13 protein-coding genes, 2 tRNA genes and 1 pseudogene are annotated in these 19,714 nt (G+C 64.8%); 4 read left to right on the plus strand and 12 right to left on the minus strand.

Features of this window, described 5'->3' with window-relative positions; translation table 11 throughout:
* Together JMO03_RS05200 and JMO03_RS05205 are read right to left on the minus strand one after the other, a co-directional pair.
* Positions 1-407 (minus strand): annotated as a pseudogene (locus tag JMO03_RS05200) (IS3 family transposase); the annotation flags it as partial.
* Positions 407-721, minus strand: a complete 315-nt coding sequence (locus tag JMO03_RS05205) for a DUF1153 domain-containing protein (RefSeq protein ID WP_202841061.1) — start codon at positions 719-721, stop codon at positions 407-409. The gene JMO03_RS05205 and the pseudogene JMO03_RS05200, both read right to left, overlap by 1 nt.
* Positions 722-811: 90 nt before the next feature.
* Between JMO03_RS05205 and JMO03_RS05210 the strand changes: the two genes are divergently transcribed.
* Positions 812-1,003, plus strand: a complete 192-nt coding sequence (locus JMO03_RS05210) for a hypothetical protein (RefSeq protein WP_202841063.1) — start codon at positions 812-814, stop codon at positions 1,001-1,003.
* A gap of 558 nt (positions 1,004-1,561) precedes the next feature.
* Here JMO03_RS05210 and JMO03_RS05215 read toward each other — a convergent pair.
* From JMO03_RS05215 to JMO03_RS05240, 6 genes are all read right to left on the minus strand, one after another.
* Positions 1,562-3,937, minus strand: a complete 2,376-nt coding sequence (locus JMO03_RS05215; protein WP_202841065.1) for a S9 family peptidase — start codon at positions 3,935-3,937, stop codon at positions 1,562-1,564.
* Between the two features lies 1 nt (position 3,938).
* Positions 3,939-6,326 carry a S9 family peptidase gene (locus tag JMO03_RS05220; RefSeq protein ID WP_202841066.1) on the minus strand — a complete coding sequence of 796 codons (2,388 nt, stop codon included), beginning with the start codon at positions 6,324-6,326 and terminating at the stop codon, positions 3,939-3,941.
* Positions 6,323-8,569, minus strand: a complete 2,247-nt coding sequence (locus JMO03_RS05225) for a hypothetical protein (protein WP_202841068.1) — start codon at positions 8,567-8,569, stop codon at positions 6,323-6,325. Before JMO03_RS05225 ends, JMO03_RS05220 begins: the two co-directional genes overlap by 4 nt.
* A gap of 13 nt (positions 8,570-8,582) precedes the next feature.
* The gene (locus JMO03_RS05230; RefSeq protein ID WP_202841070.1) at positions 8,583-11,696 is read right to left on the minus strand and encodes a TonB-dependent receptor domain-containing protein; all 3,114 of its coding nucleotides are present in this window, start codon (positions 11,694-11,696) and stop codon (positions 8,583-8,585) included.
* Positions 11,697-11,880: 184 nt separating this feature from the next.
* On the minus strand, positions 11,881-13,014 hold the full coding sequence (locus JMO03_RS05235) for a FecR family protein (RefSeq protein WP_202841071.1): 1,134 nt from the start codon (positions 13,012-13,014) through the stop codon (positions 11,881-11,883).
* Positions 13,007-13,579 (minus strand): RNA polymerase sigma factor, encoded by a 573-nt coding sequence (locus JMO03_RS05240; RefSeq protein ID WP_202841073.1) that lies wholly within the window; start codon positions 13,577-13,579, stop codon positions 13,007-13,009. Before JMO03_RS05240 ends, JMO03_RS05235 begins: the two co-directional genes overlap by 8 nt.
* Positions 13,580-13,810: 231 nt before the next feature.
* Between JMO03_RS05240 and JMO03_RS05245 the strand changes: the two genes are divergently transcribed.
* Positions 13,811-14,638 carry a CPBP family intramembrane glutamic endopeptidase gene (locus JMO03_RS05245; protein WP_202841074.1) on the plus strand — a complete coding sequence of 276 codons (828 nt, stop codon included), beginning with the start codon at positions 13,811-13,813 and terminating at the stop codon, positions 14,636-14,638.
* Between the two features lie 299 nt (positions 14,639-14,937).
* Here JMO03_RS05245 and JMO03_RS05250 read toward each other — a convergent pair whose 3' ends face one another.
* The 3 genes from JMO03_RS05250 to uvrB all read right to left on the minus strand — a co-directional run bounded on the left by JMO03_RS05250 (position 14,938) and on the right by uvrB (position 18,354).
* On the minus strand, positions 14,938-15,954 hold the full coding sequence (locus JMO03_RS05250) for a site-specific integrase (protein WP_202841076.1): 1,017 nt from the start codon (positions 15,952-15,954) through the stop codon (positions 14,938-14,940).
* 149 nt (positions 15,955-16,103) lie between these two features.
* Positions 16,104-16,178: transfer RNA gene (locus JMO03_RS05255), tRNA-Val, on the minus strand.
* 142 nt (positions 16,179-16,320) lie between these two features.
* Positions 16,321-18,354 (minus strand): excinuclease ABC subunit UvrB, encoded by a 2,034-nt coding sequence (gene uvrB / locus JMO03_RS05260; RefSeq protein ID WP_202841078.1) that lies wholly within the window; start codon positions 18,352-18,354, stop codon positions 16,321-16,323.
* A 139-nt stretch (positions 18,355-18,493) separates the two neighbouring features.
* Between uvrB and JMO03_RS05265 the strand changes: the two genes are divergently transcribed.
* Positions 18,494-19,033: a GspH/FimT family pseudopilin gene (locus JMO03_RS05265; protein ID WP_202841080.1), complete on the plus strand. Its 540-nt coding sequence runs from the start codon at positions 18,494-18,496 to the stop codon at positions 19,031-19,033.
* Between the two features lie 51 nt (positions 19,034-19,084).
* Positions 19,085-19,161, plus strand: a tRNA-Asn gene (locus JMO03_RS05270).
* Positions 19,162-19,225: 64 nt separating this feature from the next.
* On the opposite strand, the gene JMO03_RS05275 is transcribed toward JMO03_RS05270, so the two are convergent.
* The gene (locus JMO03_RS05275; protein WP_425491783.1) at positions 19,226-19,675 is read right to left on the minus strand and encodes a type IV pilin protein; all 450 of its coding nucleotides are present in this window, start codon (positions 19,673-19,675) and stop codon (positions 19,226-19,228) included.
* Positions 19,676-19,714: the final 39 nt, after the last annotated feature.

Raw genomic sequence — 19,714 nt, forward strand, 5'->3', positions numbered from 1 at the left:
TAGCAGTCGATCACCAGCGCCAGCGTGAGCCAGCCGTCGCGGCCGCCCCAGATCCGGCACAGGTCCGTCGCCCAGCGTTCGTCCGGGGTCTGGGCCACGGACGGCAGCGCCTGGATCCGCGGGCGAGCGCCCAGAGCCCGCTTGCGAACCTGCCAGCCCATCAGTTGGAAGATCCGCTGCACCGTGTTCTTGTTCATATCCAGAAGCCCGGCCACAGTCCGGTAGCCGAATGACGGCTCTTCCTCGATTAGCGCCTTGATCGGCTCCGCCAGCTCCGGTCGGACCTTCGGCGGCGCCTTGGTCGGCCGGTAGTACACGCTGCGCCGGGCCACGCCGAACCAGCGGCACAGCTTCACCATCGAGACTTCGAAGCCATCGTCCCGCAGTCCCTGCTGGATCGAGACCATCAGGTCTCGTCCTTGCCCAACAGGGACGCCAGTTTTTTTCGGGCGCGCAGCTCCAGCATGGCCTCGCCGTAGGCTTCCTGCAGGTCCTTGAGTTGCCGTTCGTACTGCTCGCGCACGTCCTCGGGCTTCGCCCGCAGGGCGTTCTCCATGCCGCGCTTGGCGTCGTCCACCCAGCTCTCGATCTCCGACGGGGTCAGGTCGAACTGCCGGCTGGCTTCGGCCACTGTCGTCTTGCCCTGGATGATCTCCAGCACCAGCGCCGACTTCCGCCGGGCCGTCCAACGCTTGATCTCTTCGTCCATCAATTGGCTCATCGTGCTCTCCTTCGAAAGGTAGCACCTGAGCAGGAAATCACTGGGTCATTGCAAAGACACCCAAGCGGCATATCAGCGCAGGCAAAGGCCATGAAGGTCGCCCTTCGCCGGATAAAGGGCGCAATCAAGCCAATTCTTGACGGCGAAGTCATCGATGCCGAAGACAGCAAGGAAGCCGTCCGTGCGCTGAAAGAGCTCATCGCACTTCTGAAAGGATGCGATGTTGCCAGTACCAATGCGAACACGACCCACGACGTCATAGCGGAATCCGAGTCGAGATAGTGCCTGTTTCGACAGCCATAGAGTACTTGATACAGGCGCGACACCCGCAGGGCTCCGAACTTTGCCGAAGGCAAAGTGTAAGGAGAACACTTCCACCGGAATGAGTTACCCTCGAAAAGCTAAGCCACCAGAAATCGAAAAGCTGGGGTATCTGCCTAAATCTATAACGAATTTGTGTGGTGAGAAAAGCGGCTGACTCATCCCCTGGCTCACGCCCAGTCGCTGGTTCGGCCCCCTCGGACTTGGAACCAAGGCTGATGCTGCATCATGTCACCCATCGAGTCATTCTGACTCTGGGCTCTTATTGGCCCGGGCTTTAACAACTTGGGTATCATTGCCACTCTCTGGACACCCCCACCTACTGATGGGATTGGCTGGGCGAGCGTCCAGGCGTCGTAACGCCCCAAATGACCGGCTAGCGGCAAAGGAATCGACATGGAGTCGGCGCACCGCGCACGACCCGGGTCCCCACGCGATTGCTCCATTCCAGGATCCACACGTGACGAAGAGTCTCCGCAATATTGGCGCACGGCTGCCTTCCGTGGTATCGCCCCCGACCTAGGGCGCCGGCTTCAGGAAGCGGTCGTACCAGGCAATGATCCGCGACCATACCTCGACCTGGTCGACATAGGAGGAAGCGACGAAACCGTGGCCACCGGAATAGATCACCATGCTGACGGTCTGGTTGAGGTGGCGCAGGCCGACGAAGACCTGGCTGGCGTGCGACTGCGGAATGGAATAATCGTCATCGCCCCGGGAGTGCACCAGCATCAGCGGCGTCGTTACCTTGTCCAGGTGGAAGAATGGCGAAGCGTCGATGTAGGCTTGGCGCGCGGTCCACGGCGTCCCGTCCAGGTTGCGGATGGATTCCTGCACGCGCACGGCATTGCCGTTGCGCAGCATCACCGAGAAGCTGTCGAACTCGTTGCTCGGTCCCGATTCCGCGACGGCCGCCTTGAAGCGGTCGGTCAGGGTCAGCAGGACGAGCGTCGAGTACCCGCCCCAACTGGTGCCGGTCACGCCGATACGGTCGTTGTCGGCGATGCCCAGCTCCACCACGCGATCGATACCGGGGAACACCACCTCACGGGCGACCTGCGGCGCTTCGCGCGAGTTGCTCGCCGGGAAGTCCGGGTAGAACACCGCGTATCCGCGCGTGGCGAGGATCTGGAAGTTCTCGAACATCAACAGGCCGAACACGTCCAGCGCGAAGGAACCGACGTTGCTCGGGCGCTGCCAGACGACCATCGGGTAGCGCTGGCCCGGCTGGTAACCCGCCGGCAGCAGCAACGTGCCCTTGTACGCCTTGCCGTCTTTGCCCTGCCAGGTGATGAGCCGGCTCTCGCCCATGACGTAGCGTTCGAACTGGGAATGCAGGTGCGTGAGCTGGCGCACCGTGCCGAAATCCCGCGTAACGAACAGCTCCGGCGCCCGCGTCGCGCTTTGCGCGCCGAAGACGGCGGGCGCGGTTGCGTTGGCGGCGTCGAACATCAGCTCAGAAGACACACCGGTCCTGAAGCTTTGCGCGCCCTGCAGTACCGGCGTGATCGCACCGGTGCCGATATCGATGGCGCAGAACTCCTCATGCAGGGTCTGCGAATTGCTGACCTGGGCGAACAGCCGATGGTCGCCCTGCGGCTGCCACAGCTCGCTCCGGTTTCTCACCGCCGCGATCGCCAGGATCTGGCGTTGCGGATCGGGTTCGGTCACTGCCCGGGTGACGCGCCGGTCGACGTCCGCCCGCCAGACCGAACCGCTCGCCATGGCATAGATGGCACGGCCGTCGGCGCTCCAGATCGGCCGATCGCCGGTGCTGAAGCTCGGATGCTCGCCTGGCGAGATATTGGCCGGCTTGCCTCCCACCTCGACGACGAAGATGTCGCCGGAACGACGCTTGCCCTCCGTGGCGCGATACGGGGACCCGGTCTGCATCTCGCTTCGCGAACCGGTGATATAGGCGAAGCGATGGCCGGAAGGCGCCCAGCTCGCCGCGGTGCCCCAAAGCATGGGCACGTTCTCGATGCGCTCGGCCACTCGGCCGTTGGCCATGTCGAGCACCAGGATGTCGAACACGGAGTCGTTGTAGTTCTTCGCGTCCACGCCGGCCTGCACGCTGGCGACGGCATAGCGGCCGTCCGACGAAAGACCCAACAGGTTGCCGTCGAACTCGCGGAACAATCGTCGATGCGCACCCGTTGCCACGTCCAACAACGCCAGGTCTCGGATGATCGGGCTGCTGAAGCCGTCGTAGCCCTGCGCTTTCTGCGTCGCGGGCGAGGGCCCATCGGGCTCATGATCGTGCGAGTACACCAGGACGGTTGAACCCTCCGCGGTCTCGGCAGGATCGGCCTGCGCCGAGATCCTGCGATTGGCTTCGGCGAACGTCGTGCCTTCGGGCAGCAACGACACCAGCAGCTTGCGCCCTCCGTCCCCCCAGAGCGGCGGCAGCGGCGGATTGGGCAAGGCCGGCACCTCCGAGACGCGCCGCAGCGCTCGCGTGGCGACCTCCCAGGTCCACACGCGCATCTGGCCATCGCGGTCGGAGTAGAACGCGAGATGGCGCGAATCCGGCGACCAGGACACGTAGTTGCTGGAACCCACGCTGCCGCTGGCATTCAGCGTTTCCCCGGTCTCCTGGTCCGTGACGTAGACATCGCATCCGTAACAGCTCAGGTAGGCGCCCGTCTCGGTGAAGACGTTGCCATTCGTTCCCCATATCGAACGATCGGCGCGGGCGTTGTCCTGCACGGTATAGGCGACGTAACGGCCATCGGGGGAGGACACGATGGAGGTGAACAACGCGATCTGCCTGGTCTTGAGCGCCTCTTCCACCGGAATCGGCGCCAGGCTGGGCGACGCGGCAGTCGCGACGCCGCACATCGCCCACAGCGCAAGCAAACCCGCACACAGGAATGATGCACGTACTGGATTCATGTCAGTTCGGCTCCGGTTTCAGGTAACGGTCGAACCATGCGAGGAATCGCTGGCCGGCATCCAGACGGTTCTGCAGCGACGAGAGGCCGTGGCCTTCGCCGGCATAACGCGCGTACTGCGCGGTCTTGCCCAGCCGCCTGAGGCCAAGGAAGATCTCGTTCGACTGGTTGACGATGGCGGCCTGATCGTCGGTGCCATGGATCAGCAGCAGCGGCGTCTCGACCTTGTCGAGAAAGAACCAGGGCGAGTTGCGGATGTAGCGGTCGCGATCCTTCCACGGATGGTCCGGCATCTGGAAAGTGTTCTCGTTGAGCGCCGCGCCATGCGAATAGCCGCTGTCGCGCAGGTCGCCGTACAGGCTCAGCAGATTGCCGGGGCCAGCCTGCGCCATCGCGGCCTTGAACCGCGTCGTCTGCACGATCAGCGACAGCGTGGAGTAACTGCCGGCACTGACGCCGAACACGCCCAACCGCTGCGGATCGGCGATGCCCAGCCCGATCACGTGGTCGATGCCGGGCAGTACCGCATTGGCCACCGACTTCATCGCCTCCTTGTCGGCTGGCCGCAGGGTCGCCCCGGAATACAGCACTGCGTAACCCCGCGTCGCCAGCAGTTGCAGGTTGAAGTGTTCGTTGCCGAGGTGGTTCGAACCGAACTTGTTGGCATCCGGCACCACCTCCGTCGGATAGACATAGGTCACCAACGGGTAGCGCCTGCCCGGTTCGTAGCCGCTTGGCAGCAACAAAGCGCCGGCATAGGGCAATCCATCTGCGCCGGTCCACTCGACGATGCGCAGGGCTCCCATCGACACCCCGCTGATCTTCGGATTCAGTTCGGTGAGCCGGGTCGAATCGCTCAGTTCGCTGTTGCTGATCCACACATCTTCAGGATGTTGCGCATCCTCGGCGACGAAGACGATCCTCCCGCTCGCGGGCGAGGCGACGATGTTGTAGCGGGACAGGCTCGTATAGTCCTTCCGTTCCTCGTGCAACAGTTCTGTTTCCCCTCCGTCGAGCCATACACGATGCAGTTCCTTGCGGATTCCATCGCTGACCACGACGACCACCGAGCGACCATCATCGCGCAGCCATAGGCGATCGCCGTGGCTGTCCACCGGCACCAGCATTTGCGCTTTCCTGCCCGGGATGCGGGCGAGTTGGCGCGCCTCTCCATTCGTCGTGGAGATGCCCCACACCGCATCTTCCGAGAGCAGCAGGAGTTTCTCCCCGGTTTCGCCCCAGGCGGGAACTCCGCTGAACGGTGGATGCGCCGCATCGGCCGCCGGGCGCGACTGGCCATCCAGCGAAGTCAGATACACCTCGCCGCTGTCGTGGCCAAGGCGGTACGCCAGCATGCGGCTGTCCGGGGACCAGCTGAAGTCCCTGCCCCAGTGTCCGAGTTCGTCGGACGACACCAACGTCTGCAACCTGCCGCCGGCCAACGTAAACAACTTCAAGGAAAAACGTTGGATATGCGTGCCGGGTACGTTGTCGCCCGTACTCTCGGAGAACGCGACATGCCTTCCATCCGGTGAGAACACCGCCTTCTGCAACGATACGCCGCGTGCGATGCGATCTACCTTGCCCGTGGCGACATCGACCAGGGCGACGTCCGATGAAAGCTGTCCGATGTTCTGGGTGCCGGTCCCGTAGCCGGCGCTTTGTTCGGAATCGAACACCCGGACCGTCGGACCAGTGCGCTCGCTCCCCCCTCCCATCCGAGCAAGCTGGTCATTGCCGCTGGAAACGCCCGCTAGCAACGAGGCGCCTTCCGGCAAGACACCGAGCAGGATCCTGCCGCCATCTGGCGACCACTCGGGCGACGTGCCGAGCGAGATGATACGCGGCACGACGTCCCCGATCCGTCGCAGCGAGTCGGACGCGCGCTCCCAGACCCAGAGCCCGGCGGTGCCATCGCGATCGGAAAGGAACGCGAGCATGCCGCCATCAGGCGACCAGGACGCCGCCCAGTTCGCGCCCTGGTCGCCGGTCAGGTTGCGACTCTTGCCGGTGGCGACCTCGGTCAGCCAGACGGCGGTCGCCGCATAGGTTCTGGGAGCACCCGACGCCACGTACATCATGCCTTCCGGCACCACCTCTTCAGTCGGCCGGCTGACCACGTAGGCGACCAGTTGGCCGTCGGGAGATGGCGCAACCGGTGCATACCAGGCGATCCGGCGCATGTTCAACACGTCCGCCAGATCCAGGGGCTGCTGCAACGCAACTGCATTCTCGGTTGCGTTCGCGGGAAAGACGCTCGCGATCGCAACGAGCAGGCCGAACACGGGCGACATGAACAGGGATTTCATCGATTCGATCCTCGGAGCAAGCGAGCGGTCCGCCATTAGGGGCGTACCTGTGGCGGTCCGTTCGGTGGTGTCGAACTTCATGGCTGCATCGCCTCCCATCGTGCGTATTGCGCCGCCTTGTCGGCGGCGGGATCCTTGCGACCGTTGAGCCAGAAGTCGAACCAGTCGACGTTGCCGTCGCTGGCGACCATCCGATCCCAGGGCTTGACCAGCGAGTGGCTGCCGTCCTCGACCATCACCAGCTCCACCGGCTTGCCCATGCGACGCAGCAGCACGTACCACTCCCAGTCGTTGAGCAGGCTCGCGGGATTGCCCAGCGGAATCATGCGCAACGGCGTCTCGACGCGGTCGACGTTGAAGCCGGGCGCCTCACGCAACCATGCCTGCAGGCCCGGACCATACGGCGTGCCCCCGGCGGTATCCTCGAACTGCCGGACCAGCGCGGGCTTGTTGCCGTAGACGATGTAGTTCCAGTAGCCGCCGTCGAAACCGTCGGACACGGCCGCCGCGGCATACCGATAGCCGGGTCGCGGATGCGACAACGCGTACTTGACCGACCAGCACGTGTAGCTGAAGCCGATGATGCCGACCTTGTCGCGGTCGATCAGACCCGCGGCATCCAGATGGTCGATCGCCCCTTCGTAGACCGATTGTTCGAACTGGTGCTGGGCCACGCTGGCAAGCTTGGTCCCGGCGTAAAGTTGCCACGCCGCTTCGTTGCCCTCCTCCGGGAAATCCCAGGCCTGCAGCACGATGATGTCTTTGGCGGCGAGCGCCTGCGCGGCGAACGCGCTGGTGAAGATGCCCTCCGGCGCGAACAGGCTTGCACTGTATCCATGCGTCTGGATGACCAGCGGATAGCGCTTGCCGCGCACGTAGTCAGGCGGGAAGTACAGTCCGCCCCGGACGGTCGTCCCGTCGCTGGCCTGCCATTCGATTTCTTCCTGGCGGGCCAGCGCCAGTTCGCCGAACTGCGGATTCAGGTCCAGCAGCAACGACTCGCGGCCGCTGCCGGAATCGCGCACCACGATCGTGGGCGGCTGGTTCGGCCCTTCCTTGAGTTCTACGGAAACACGGCGCTGCAGGTCCGGCGACGTGTCGACGCGCGTCCAGCCATCCCCTCGCTCGCGGAAGAAGCTTCGCTGCGTGCCTTGCAGCGTTTCCCGCACCAGCACGACACCCGAGTCCTTCCAGCCCTCGATCTTCGACAACTCGAACACCGATGCGGGAGCCAACGGCTTCACCTGTCCGTTCAACGCGATTTCCGCGGTGTATGGACCGGTCGCCCGGCGCTCCCGCTCCTCGGCATCGACCCCATCGAGCGGAAGATGGACCAACGTCATCAACACCGATTCGCCATCGGCCGCCCATCGCGCATCGATCCCGCCGGACGTCATGAGCTGCGGTGCGTCGAGCAGCGGGCGGGCGTTCCCGCTCGCCACGTCGACGACGAAGTACTGCATGACGCGACTCGATCCTGCTGGCGCGGACGCGTCGTCCGGCATCCCGTATTTCAACAGCGGATCGGTGTACGCACGCCACAGTGGAGGGATCGACGTCGCGAACGCCCGCACCAGCACGTGCTGCCCGTCCGGCGACAGCACCGGCGCGAAACCCGCGTCGGGTTGATCGACCAGTTCGATCCGCCTGGGCGTGTCGGCTGCATCCGTGGATTGCAGATACATGTCCCTGCTGCCAAACGGCGCACGCTCGCCGGAGATCAGTTCGGTCAGGTCTTCGTCCGCCACGACGAGGCCTTCGCGACGCGTCCGCGCATCCCATAGCGGTCGTCGCGGGCTTTCGGCCATGTACAGGATGTGCTTGCCGTCGGCGCTGGCGCTGTAACTCGTCACGCTGGTCGCCGACCGGGTGAGTTGACGAAGCGTCCGGTCCGCGAGTTGGAAGCCGAAGACCTGGCGCTCCTCGCCCGGCTTTTCGCCGAGGAACAGCAAGGTGTCGTTGTCCGGCAGCCAGCGGATCGACGCGAACACCTCCCGGTTGGACGAGGACGACATGCGCAGCACCACGTCCGGAGCAGGCGGCGGCTGGCGCAGCAAGTCCTCGGTGCGGTACAGCAGCAGCGAATACTCGGTGGTGCCTTGGGCCATGTCGCCACGACGCAACACGACCACCAGCCGACGACCGTCCGGGGAAAAATGCGCGACCCGTCCCGCCGACTGGTTGTGGTGCCAGTAGTCCGGATCGCCGATCGTCGTCATCCCGATCGCGTCCGCCTCGGTGAACGGACGAAACCTGGATTCCGCGATCGCCGTCGATGACGCGCACGCCACCAACACGAGCGCCGCCCACGCAAGTACCTTCATCGTCGGCATCCCCTCAGAACCGCTTGGTGACGGTCAGCTGGTAGGTCGCCCCGAGCGGGTCGCCCAGTGGACTGTGGAAGGTCCTGACGAGGTTGTAAAAGTTGGCGTCGAACGGCGGCAGCTTGTCGAAGATGTTGCGGATGCCGAACTGGAATTCGGTTCCCAGGAGAAATTTCGGCACCGAGCGTTCGGACAGGTCCGCTACCCAGTTCACGTACATATCGTGATAGATCTGGCTGGGCACGCGGCCATCGTTGCCCTGCAATGCGATGGCGGGCGCGCTGGCAGGCGACGCGGGATCGGCGGTGAGGTACGAATGGTGGTACCGCGCGAGCCAGCCCGCGGTCCATGCGCCGCGCTGCCACCGCAATTCGGCATTGCCGGTGAACTTTTGCGGGTTGGCGTAGCTGATGCCGACATTTTCCTGGGCCGGCTGCCCGGCCAGGCCGACGGTCCTGTAATGCGTCTGCCAGGTGGCGACGGTGGAAAAGCCGAAGGTGCCAAGCGTGGTTTCGCGGATGTAGTCGAGTTGCAGGTCGAAGGCTTCGACCTCGGCGCTGGCGATGTTGAACAGACCGAAATTCAGCAGGGTGATCGGGCCGGCCCAGCCCGCCGGATCGCCCGGCAGGTTCGGGCCACGCTGCACGCGGTCCGGATGCAGCGCCTCGTCGTCGATCACCCCTTGATATCCGGTCGGATAGCTTGCGATGTTGTCGGTCTTCCTGATCCGGCTGTAGTCCAGCGACAGGCGCAGGTCAGGCAGGATGCGCGGGGTCAGGATGAGGCCCACCGACCAGTTCTTGGACTCTTCGGGCTCGAGGTCCGGATGGCCCTGGTAGAGAAACTGTCCGACCTGGAGGGTCGTCACCGTGCCGCCGCGCCGCGGATCGACCACGTCCAGTGGCGCCGGATAGACGCTCGGCGTCAGCTGCGAGACGTTCGGTGGCACGAACCCCGTTCCGTAACTGGTGCGCAGCACCAGATCCTCGATCGGCTGGTAGCGCAGCGCCACGGTCGGATTCACGGAACGGACTTCGTTGTTCGCACTGACCACGGGATCGTCCAGCCCCGCGATCACGAATCCCGTCTTGCCCCGCGTGCGGTATTCGTCTGCCCGGACCGCCAACTGCAGGTCGAGTGCTTCCAGTCCCGGCTGCCGGTTCTTTTCCGAGAAGAACGGAAACTTCGCCTCCATGTAAAAGCTCGTCGCAGAAGCCGACCGACTCGGGAACACAAGGCTCAAGCCCGGTACGGCCATGCTCGCCTCGGCGAACTTCTCTTCCCGGTACTCGAGCAGCGTCGAGAGTGTCGCCTGGCCACCCGGCAGGTTCCAAAAGGGGCCCGCGAGCCGAAGCGCCACGTCCTGGAAGGTGATCTTCGGGTCCGCCGAAATCTCGGTGGCGGCCAGATACGACGACAGGTCGACCGGATAGGCGCCGGTGTCGCGCAGGACGTCGACTGCACCGCTGAGGATCGCGGCGCTCGCGGCGGCGCTTGGCGTATACATGACGCCGTCCATTTCGACACGCGTCTCGCCCCAGGTGTAGTCCACGGCCGCCTGCCAGTCGGACGGCAGCGCCACGATCAGTCCGCCGGTGGCGCGATGCTGGGTCACTGTGGTTCCCAGACGGTCCGGAGTGATCTGCAGTGGCGTCGCCACCAGGACGTCGCTGGTGAAGGGATTGTTGGGCGCATCGGCGGAAACGAGCACGGGTTGCGAGGGACTGCCGAAAATCGCCGGCGCCGTTCCGATAGTCCGGGTCTCGCTCGCGTTCGCTTCCAGGAACGCCCGCACTTTCGGCGAGAACTCGTGGCTGAGAGTGGCGCGCAGATCGGCGCTTCGCGGCGCCTGGCCGATCTGGGTCGAACCGCCGGTGCCATGCTGCGTCGTGTTGGCTAGGCCCAGGTCGTATTGCCCCGCGTTGGCGACCAGGGCGTTGCCGCCGTCGACGGCGGTCCCGGCATAGTCCGCCGGCGTGTGCGTGATCGGGGAGTTCAGCGAGGTGCCGTTGCGCAGCACCAGATTCGAGCCATCCGCGCTGCGAATGTTGGTCGTGGCGCCCAGTGGCGGACTGTTCGGCGGCAGCAGCAACCCGGGCGCGTTGGCGGCCACGATGTCGTAGTAGCGCTCGACCAACTCTGGGCGGTCGCGCAGGAGCAGGCTGTTCTGGTCCGAATAGCTTGCGGTCACCAGCACATTGGTCCGCTCGCCGGGATTGAAACCCAGACTCAGGTCGAGGCGGCGGTCGGCGACATCGGTGTCGAAGGTATTGCCGTAGGTGGCCTTGACCTCGGCACCGGCATAGTCCTGGCGCAGGATGATGTTGATGACGCCACCGGTCGCGCTACCGCCGTAGATGCCGGATGCCGTGGTGGGCAGTACTTCGATGCGCTCCACCGCCGACATCGGGATGCCGTTGATGTCCGTCTGCATTGGCGTACTGCCGAACGACGGTCCCGGCGTTGCCCTGCGTCCGTTGATCAGGATCAGGGTCTGTCCGCCGCCGAGTCCGCGCAGGTTGAACTGGCTCTGCGTACCGAGCTGGGTCACGCGCAGTCCGTTGGGCGCGCCGTTGGCATTCATCGGCAGCCGATCGCGCAGGAAGCTCTCCAGGTTCGGCGCTCCGGACTGCTGAATCTTCTCGCGATCGAAGACCACGTAGGGCTGGGGATCATCCGCCGTGCGACGGATGTCCATGTTGAGGGTGCGCTCGCCACGCACCATGATCCCCGGCAAAGTGCCGACGGCCTCGCGTTCCTCGGTTGTCGTCGATTCCGTCCTGGAACTGCGTCCGCGGGTGCGTGCAGGCCGGTCCGATGCCCGGATGATGAGGATCGCACCGGACGGATCGGGCTGCGTGGTGAATCCGCTGCCTTCCAACAGCCGGTCGAGTGCTTCCTTCGTCGACAGCGTGCCCTGCACGCCCTGCGTGCGCAGCCCCTTGAGCTGGTCTGCGCGGAACAGGATCTGGCCGCCGGTCTGCTTGCGCAACGCCTCTACCGCGGTGGCGAGGTCGCCGGCTGGCACGTCGACGGCAGCGCCCGGTGCGGCCTGCGCCATCGCCGCCATCGATGCGGAACAGGCCAGTGCCAGCACGATGCCCCTGAGCAGTTTGTTCTTTTGCACGCTTGCGTCTCCCCATGGGCAGGCGCCGTACCTGCCATGGTCGCTTGGACGAAGCAGCGGCTGGCGCACCCCCATCCTCCCTGCACATTCCCTGGACCGTCAGCCACCACGCCGGTTCGCGCACGTCCTCGCAGTGTCGCAAGACATGCGCTCGCGGAGGCGAAGAAGGTGGAGATCCACGTCGTCAACGGGGACGCAGGACGATGCTGTCGTCGCGCTGTTCCGCGCGCACGTCGAACGCGACCTCCAGCAATCGCACGAAACCGTCGACATTGCTGGTGCGGAAGCCGCCGTCCACCCGCGCCTGCGCCAGCGCCGGATCCTCGATCACGATCCGGCGCATGTTGTAGCGGTTGAACTCGGCCGCCGCCTCGGCCAGCGGCGTGGCGTCGAACACCAGCTCGCCGCTGCGCCAACCCAGCACCTGCTCGGCCTGCTCGGGCGAGCGCGATTCCACGCGCACGGTGCCGCCATGCACGGTGGCCACGGCGCCGACGGTGAGTAGCGCCGAACGCGCGGCCGGCTGCGACGGACCGCCGGTGTCCAGCCTCACCGTGCCTTCGGTGACCACCACGCGCACCATCGCGTCGGCATCGACTTCGCCGCGCACGGAGAAGCGCGTGCCCACCGCGGTCACGCGGGTATCGCCAATCCGCACGGTGAATGGCCGCCGGCTGTCGGAGACGACCTGGAAATAGGCTTCGCCCTGCTGCAACTCGATGTCGCGTGCACCCCGCAACAAGGTTGCGCGCAATTGCGTGTCGCTGCTGAGCGTGGCCGTGGAGCCATCCGGAAGCATCACTTCCCGTACATCGCCGAACGCGGTACGGAACTCGGCCTGCCCCACGGGGCTGGCGTACCAGTGCCAGCCGCCGAGCGAAAGCGCCACGACGAGCAGCACGCTGGCGACCGCGCCGGCCAGGCGCAATCCTCGACGCGGCATCGGTCGTGCATGGCGCGGGCGGAATTGCAGTGCCTCCAGATCGCGTGCCTGCGCGCGTCCGGACATCTCCGCTACCGACGCGCTCGAATCCGGGGCGGCACCGCTACCGATACCACGATGGGTAAAGAACGGCGTCTGCCGCCACTGTGTCCTGTCGGGAACACTCCCGGCCGGCACACCGGCACCCAGCGCCTTGAATCGATCGGCCGTCCGCCAGATCAATTCCAGCCGGATCCATGCCACGTGGTGCGCAGTCGATGCCGACAGCCACGCATCGAGCGCCACTTGGTCGTCGTCGGTCCATGCGCGCGCCGCATCGCTGCGGCGGGCAAGCCAGTCGGCCGCGGTTTGCTCGATCCTGCGATGGCTATCCATGCGACTCTTCCTCCACGGTACGCCGGCCCGCACGCTCCGGCGGCTCACCCAGCGGCTGGTTCTGCAGGTAGAACTGCGCCAACCGCTTGATGCCTTTTGACACCTGCTTTTCCACGGTCTTGATGCTGATCCCGAGCCGCGCGGCAACCTCGGGATACGTCAGCTCCTCCATCTTGTGCAGCCAGACCACGGCACGACATCGGTCCGGCAGGCGGTCGAGCGCGTTGGCCAGGCGCTTGAGCTCGTGCCAGGTGGCCGCGTTGTCGTCCGGCTCCGGCGCATCCATGGAGACGTTCAGGGCTTCCATATCCCCTACCACCTCGATCGACACGACCCGTCCCCGGCGCACGCGGTCGGTCATCAGGTTGCGCGCCGTGGCATACATGAAGGCCCTGGGCTGCGCCGGCCGCGCCTTCGCCGCCGCTTCGTAGATGCGCACGTAGGTGTCCTGGCGCAGGTCATGGATATCGGACGGGTATGGCCAGGTGCGCGTGAGGAAGCGCACCAGCGCCTCCTCGTGCACCAGGATCTCCTGCGCGAACCATTGGGCCAGCGACTCGTCCATGGCGCCGACATTACAGCCAAACTACCGGCAAATTGCGTCCTTCCAGATGAAATGGGCGGAGCTGCGAGTTCCTGCTCAAAGGAATGGGGGTGCGGGCCCCTCTCGCTCGTCTCAACGCGGTTCGCGTTCCCGCTGCCGCTGCCGCTGACCAGGACGAGCGATCTTGCGCCTCGTTCCCGTATACAAACCGGTGAGAATTCAGGCGTTAGACGTCAAATCCAGGGAGACGTGATGAGCGACCGAAATCAAGCATTGATCTTCATTGTTTCAGTACTTGCAACAAGTTGGAGCTTTGAAGCCTTCATCATTGCCAATGGTGGCGTCAGGAACCTCGGGCCACTCTGGATCGTCGTCCTGATGTGCATTCCGGGCGTCCTTTCCGTCGCGCTGAGGCTCATTCTGAAGTCGGGATTCGGAGATGTCGGCTTTCAAGCGGGAAAGGGGCGCTACTACATCTATGCCATTGCAGTTCCCCTGTTGCTGGCATTGCTCGTGGGGCTTTTGTCCGCAGTCTTCGATATCCGAAAGTTCTCGCCGATCTCCCCGGAACAACTCACCCAAATCACTCCTGTTCTTCTATCCGTTCTCGGGCTTGGCCTCATTGGGGCGTTCGGGGAAGAGCTCGGGTGGCGCGGATTCCTGTTGCCTAAAATGATGAGCGGTGGCTTCAGGAAACCCTACCTTACCTGCGGACTTGTGTGGGCGTCCTGGCATCTTCCGCTCATTGCCTTCGGGGATTTCTACCAAACGGAAAACAAGTTGCTCATGGCGCTGATCTATGGTCTCGGCATCCTTGCCATGAGCTTCGTCTTCAGCGAACTCAGAGTGCGCTCCGGATCTGTATGGGTTGCCACGATCGTCCACGCTGCCCACAACTTCTTCTTCCAGTTCGCGTTTCCCGTGCTACTTCTGACAGTTCCGGGTTCGCATTCAGAACTATGGGAGATAGTGGTCGGCGATACGGGCATATGTATCGCAGTGCTCTACATTGCTACGTATCTCGTCTTCCGCCATATCCTTCGACGGCATAGGGCTTACGAGGGTCGCGATGACGTCTAACAATTCATTCAAGCCCACGCCGCTTCGCGGCGCGGCTTATTTCAGCGGTCAGGAAGGCGGACTCGGGCCATCTCGTGTCGCGTGCGCGCAAACAAAGCCATCCATCGGAGCCCACCAGGACTCGAACCTGGAACCAAGGGATTATGAGGAGATTGTCATTGGCCGTGGTCAACGCCGAGATGGCCGATGACCGTTCCGTTGTCTCAGAAGACGCAACACGCTGCGCATGTGTTGTCGAGGCGGCACTCAAGACCGGGATGCGCCAGCAAAGACCTGAGCGCGCACCTAGCCATTCGGTGCTATCCAAGCTTCCGCGCCAGCTCGGTGGCCGATGGATGGAAATACCGCTTGAGCATCTTCAGCTCCTTGTGCCCCGTGACCTCGGATAATTCCAGGACGTTGTCCAGCTTGGTCGCGATGCGACTCGTCGCTTCATGTCGTAGATCGTGAAAATGCAAGTCGGACAATCCGGCGCGCGCGGCCGCACGCATAAACGAGCGCTTGACTGCCTCCTCGCTAACGGGGAATACGCGACTAGAAGGATCGCGCGGCAGTGTGGATAGGAGTTTCACAGCGCGAGAAGACAGTGGGATGCCGCGTCCTTCGCCATTCTTGCTGTCGTGCAACCGGACAAAGCGCGCATCGAGGAACGCATCGGTCCATTTCAGGGCCAGCAATTCGCCACGTCGCATCGCAGTTTCCCGCGCAAGACTCACTAGCGGCTTGATCCACGGGTTGCGGCAGCCACCCGGGATCCAGGTCCCCGCTGGCGTGCGCCGGCTGGGCTCGAGTTCCGCGAGCAGCAGGATCTCTTCCCCCGACGACAGCCGCCGCCAGCGCGGGCGGTTCTCTTTGGGACGGCGGATGGCGCTGCAAGGATTGTCGAATGCGATGCCCCATTCCTTGCGTGCAAGGTTGAACGCATGGGACAGCAGGGTCAGGTCCCGCAGTACCGTCGATCCGGTGACCTTGGCAAGACGACGGTCGCGAAAATCGGCCAGGTCGGCTGGGCGCAGGTCGGAGACGCGAATCTGCGCGAGTGGATCGCGTAGCAAGGCATCGATACGGACACGTTCTTGAGCCGCGCTCTTTTTGAGCGGCGTCACCTGAGCCTTGTAGCGCCGCAACACCTCTGCCACCTGGAAGCGCTCCGCCGTACTGCGGTCGCGATAGACCCCGCGGGCCAGTTCGTTTTCCACGCCCGCAGCCCAAGCGCGACCATCGGCCTTGTTGCGAAAGGTATGGGTGAGGGATTTACGGCCGCGCATCCGAACCTGGACTTCCCAGCCGGTGGGCCTTTGTCGAAACGATGCCATCTGTTCCACCTTCGCCAGCGTTGTGGCAAATGTGTGGGACAGGGATACGGAACCATGAGACTTAGTCGTTCCGGCAACGCTGCGACATCTGATCGCGAGAAATTCGATGAAGAATCAATCGCTTGCCAGCCTCCGGCTCGGCCAGAAACTGGTGGGCGGTACAGGGTTCGAACCTGTGACCCCTACCATGTCAAGGTAGTGCTCTACCGCTGAGCTAACCGCCCAAAAGACGAAACGCGACCGGGCCAGGCCCGATGCCGCCTCCCCACCCGCCTCCCGGAGGAGCCGGGCGATGAGGGCCCGCCATCGCGGCGGGACGCGAATTCTAGCCGAACCCGGGCCCTGTTGCCATCCTCGGCCACCCGTTCAGCCCGCCAGCGCGGCGTTCTTGATCCGGCGGATTTCGTCGCGCACCCGCGCCGCGTCCTCGAACTCCAGGTCGCGGGCGTGCTGGTACATCTGCTGCTCCAGGGCCTTGAGCTTCGCCGCCAGCTTCGCCGGGTCGAGCGCGGCGTAGTCCTCCGGCGCGTCGGCCACCCGGCGGCCACGGCCGGCCGCCGCGCGCGCGGCCGCGGGTTCGTCGCGGGCGCCCTCCATGACGTCCATCACCGCACGCACCACCGACTGGGGCGTGATCCCGTGTTCGGCGTTGTACTCGACCTGCTTCTGCCGGCGGCGGTCGGTCTCGTCGATCGCGCGCTGCATCGAGTCGGTGATCCGGTCCGCGTACAGGATCGCCTTGCCGCGCAGGTTGCGCGCGGCGCGGCCGATCGTCTGAATCAGCGAACCCGTGGAGCGCAGGAAACCCTCCTTGTCGGCGTCCAGGATCGCCACCAGCGAGACCTCGGGCATGTCCAGGCCCTCGCGCAGCAGGTTGATGCCCACCAGCACGTCGAACTTGCCCAGCCGCAGGTCGCGGATGATCTCCACGCGCTCCACCGTATCGACATCCGAATGCAGGTAGCGCACGCGCACGTCGTGCTCGCCGAGGTACTCGGTCAGGTTCTCGGCCATGCGCTTGGTGAGCGTGGTCACCAGCACGCGATCGCCCATCGCCACGCGCTTGTGGATCTCGCCGAGCAGGTCGTCGACCTGGGTCGCGACCGGGCGGATCTCCACCTCGGGATCGATCAGGCCGGTCGGCCGTACCACCAGCTCGACCACCTGCCCCTCGGACTTCTCCAGCTCGTACTTGCCGGGCGTGGCCGAGACGAAGATCGTGCGCGGCGAACGCAGCTCCCATTCCTCGAACTTCAGCGGCCGGTTGTCCAGCGCCGACGGCAAGCGGAAGCCGAACTCCACCAGGGTCTCCTTGCGCGAGCGGTCTCCCTTGTACATCGCCCCAACCTGGGGGACGGTCACGTGCGATTCGTCGACCACCAGCAGCGCGTCCGGCGGCAGGTAGTCGAACAGGCACGGCGGGGCCTCGCCGGGCATGCGTCCGGTGAGGTGGCGCGAGTAGTTCTCGATGCCGTTGCAGTAACCCACCTCGGCCATCATCTCCAGGTCGAACTGGGTGCGCTGCTGCAGGCGCTGGGCCTCGACCAGCTTGTTGTGCGCGTAGAACTGCTCCAGCCGCGGCGGCAGTTCCTCCTTGATCGCATTGATCGCGTCGAGCACGGTGCGGCGCGTGGTGACGTAATGCGACTTGGGATAGATGGTGTAGCGCGCCAGCGAGCGGCGGGTTTCGCCTGTGAGCGGGTCGAACTGGGTCAGCTTCTCGATCTCGCCGTCGAACAGCTCGATGCGCAGGGCTTCGTCGTCGGATTCGGCCGGATGCACGTCGATCACCTCGCCGCGCACGCGGTAGGTGCCGCGGCGCAGCTCGGTGTCGTTGCGGGCGTACTGCATCTCGGTCAGCCGACGGATCAGCTCGCGCTGGTCGATGCGCTCGCCGCGCACCATGTGCAGCACCATCTTGAAGTATTCGTTGGGGTCGCCCAGGCCGTAGATCGCCGAGACGGTGCAGACGATGATCGCGTCGCGCCGTTCCAGCAACGCCTTGGTCGCCGACAGCCGCATCTGTTCGATGTGCTCGTTCACCGAACTGTCCTTGTCGATGAAGGTGTCGGTGGACGGGACGTAGGCCTCGGGCTGGTAGTAGTCGTAGTAGCTGACGAAGTACTCGACCGCGTTGTGCGGGAAGAACGACTTGAACTCGCCGTACAGCTGCGCGGCCAGGGTCTTGTTCGGCGCCATCACCAGGGTCGGCTTCTGCACCGCCTGGATCACGTTGGCGATGGTGTAGGTCTTGCCCGAGCCGGTCACGCCCAGCAGCGTCTGCCGCGCAAGGCCGCTCTCGAAGCCGTCGATGAGCTTCCCGATCGCCTGGGGCTGGTCGCCCGCCGGCTGGTAGGGGGCGACGAGCTGGAATCCTGCGGGATGGATGGTCGTGTTCATGTGCGAAGGCCGGCGGCGGCCAACCAGTTTACCGGCACCGTGCAATGGGGTCGGCGACGGAATTTTCCTACCCCGCCTCGCGCCCACGGCCGATCCCGTACAGGTGAGGCCAAGCCTACGATGCGTCTTCCGCCCATGGATGGAGCAGACGATGCATCGCAGGAATGCAGGATTCACGCTGATCGAGGCCCTGATCGTGCTGTCCCTGGTCGCAATGGCCATCACGATCGGATTTCCATCGTTCATCTCGGTGATGGAGCGCCACCGGGTGACCCTGACCCTTCATCTGCTGGCCGCGGACATGGCGATGGCACGCAGCAGCGCCGTGGTGCGGGGTCAGCAGGTCGTCGTGTGCCCTCGCGCGACCGGTGACCGCTGCGGTACGGCGTCCGACTGGGGCGGAGGATGGCTGGTGTTCATGGATGGCGACGGCAATCGGCAGCCCGATCGGCCGGACGACATCCTGCGGTCGACCGATGCGCCGGCGATCGGCGGCCGCTTCCTGCTGTGGTCGTCGCGCCCGCTACTGCGCTACCAGACGGATGGTCGCAGCGCGCACTCCAACCTCACCGTCCATATCTGCGCCGGAAGCGCCCTGGCCGGGCAGGTCGTGGTCAACAACCACGGTCGCGCGCGAACGTCCCGCCCCAAACCGGGCGCTGCCTGCCCGAGCCGCTGAACGCCGCCGATCCTTGACCTTGCCGGTCCAGCCACTAAAATGGCCGTCCCCGCCCGAATAGCTCAGCCGGTTAGAGCACTTGACTGTTAATCAGGGGGTCGTTGGTTCGAGTCCAACTTCGGGCGCCAGATTCCGGATCCAGTAAGAAGCCGCGGCAAGCCGCGGCTTTTTCGTTTTCCCGGCCGGATCGGCTCACCAGCATTCGGCAGCCGTGCCGGTGCCGCCATCAATGTCCTTGTGCCCGGCGTGGTCCAGCGTCAGGGTCATGCACTTGGTGTCGGCGGCCTGCCCACCTTCCGGCGCCGCGGAGAGCGTGAACTCGGTGTGGCCTTCGTTCTCGTCGAAGTCGATGGTATAGGCCACCCCACCCTCGCGGGGGGACACCCGATGTGCCTCCGGCACAGTGGCCCAGAAACCGTCGAACGAGCCAATCACCGTCCTGTACCGCTCGGCCCGCTGTGCCAGCTCCACAAGGGCCGCCTTGGCGTGCCCGCGCTTGCTCTTGCGCACGCTGTCGGCGTAGGACGGGTACGCGATGGCGGCCAGGACGGCGACGATCGCGACCACGATCATCAGCTCGATGAGCGTGAATCCCCGCACGGCTCTCTGCCGGGCCCACGCCGCTTTCTGTTCACGTTCCACGATGCGTTCCCCTGAAGGTGCTTGCCGAGTCATTGCCGG

The organism is Luteimonas saliphila (assembly GCF_016774335.1).
In the GTDB taxonomy this organism is placed as follows: Bacteria; Pseudomonadota; Gammaproteobacteria; order Xanthomonadales; family Xanthomonadaceae; genus Luteimonas; species Luteimonas saliphila.

Coding starts and splice junctions, on each gene's coding strand:
- JMO03_RS05205 (WP_202841061.1), bottom strand. CDS start 721: ATGAGCCAATTGATGGACGAAGAGATCAAGCGTTGGACGGCCCGGCGG.
- JMO03_RS05210 (WP_202841063.1), top strand. CDS start 812: ATGAAGGTCGCCCTTCGCCGGATAAAGGGCGCAATCAAGCCAATTCTT.
- JMO03_RS05215 (WP_202841065.1), bottom strand. CDS start 3,937: ATGAATCCAGTACGTGCATCATTCCTGTGTGCGGGTTTGCTTGCGCTG.
- JMO03_RS05220 (WP_202841066.1), bottom strand. CDS start 6,326: ATGAAGTTCGACACCACCGAACGGACCGCCACAGGTACGCCCCTAATG.
- JMO03_RS05225 (WP_202841068.1), bottom strand. CDS start 8,569: ATGAAGGTACTTGCGTGGGCGGCGCTCGTGTTGGTGGCGTGCGCGTCA.
- JMO03_RS05235 (WP_202841071.1), bottom strand. CDS start 13,014: ATGGATAGCCATCGCAGGATCGAGCAAACCGCGGCCGACTGGCTTGCC.
- JMO03_RS05240 (WP_202841073.1), bottom strand. CDS start 13,579: ATGGACGAGTCGCTGGCCCAATGGTTCGCGCAGGAGATCCTGGTGCAC.
- JMO03_RS05245 (WP_202841074.1), top strand. CDS start 13,811: ATGAGCGACCGAAATCAAGCATTGATCTTCATTGTTTCAGTACTTGCA.
- JMO03_RS05250 (WP_202841076.1), bottom strand. CDS start 15,954: ATGGCATCGTTTCGACAAAGGCCCACCGGCTGGGAAGTCCAGGTTCGG.
- uvrB (WP_202841078.1), bottom strand. CDS start 18,354: ATGAACACGACCATCCATCCCGCAGGATTCCAGCTCGTCGCCCCCTAC.
- JMO03_RS05265 (WP_202841080.1), top strand. CDS start 18,494: ATGGAGCAGACGATGCATCGCAGGAATGCAGGATTCACGCTGATCGAG.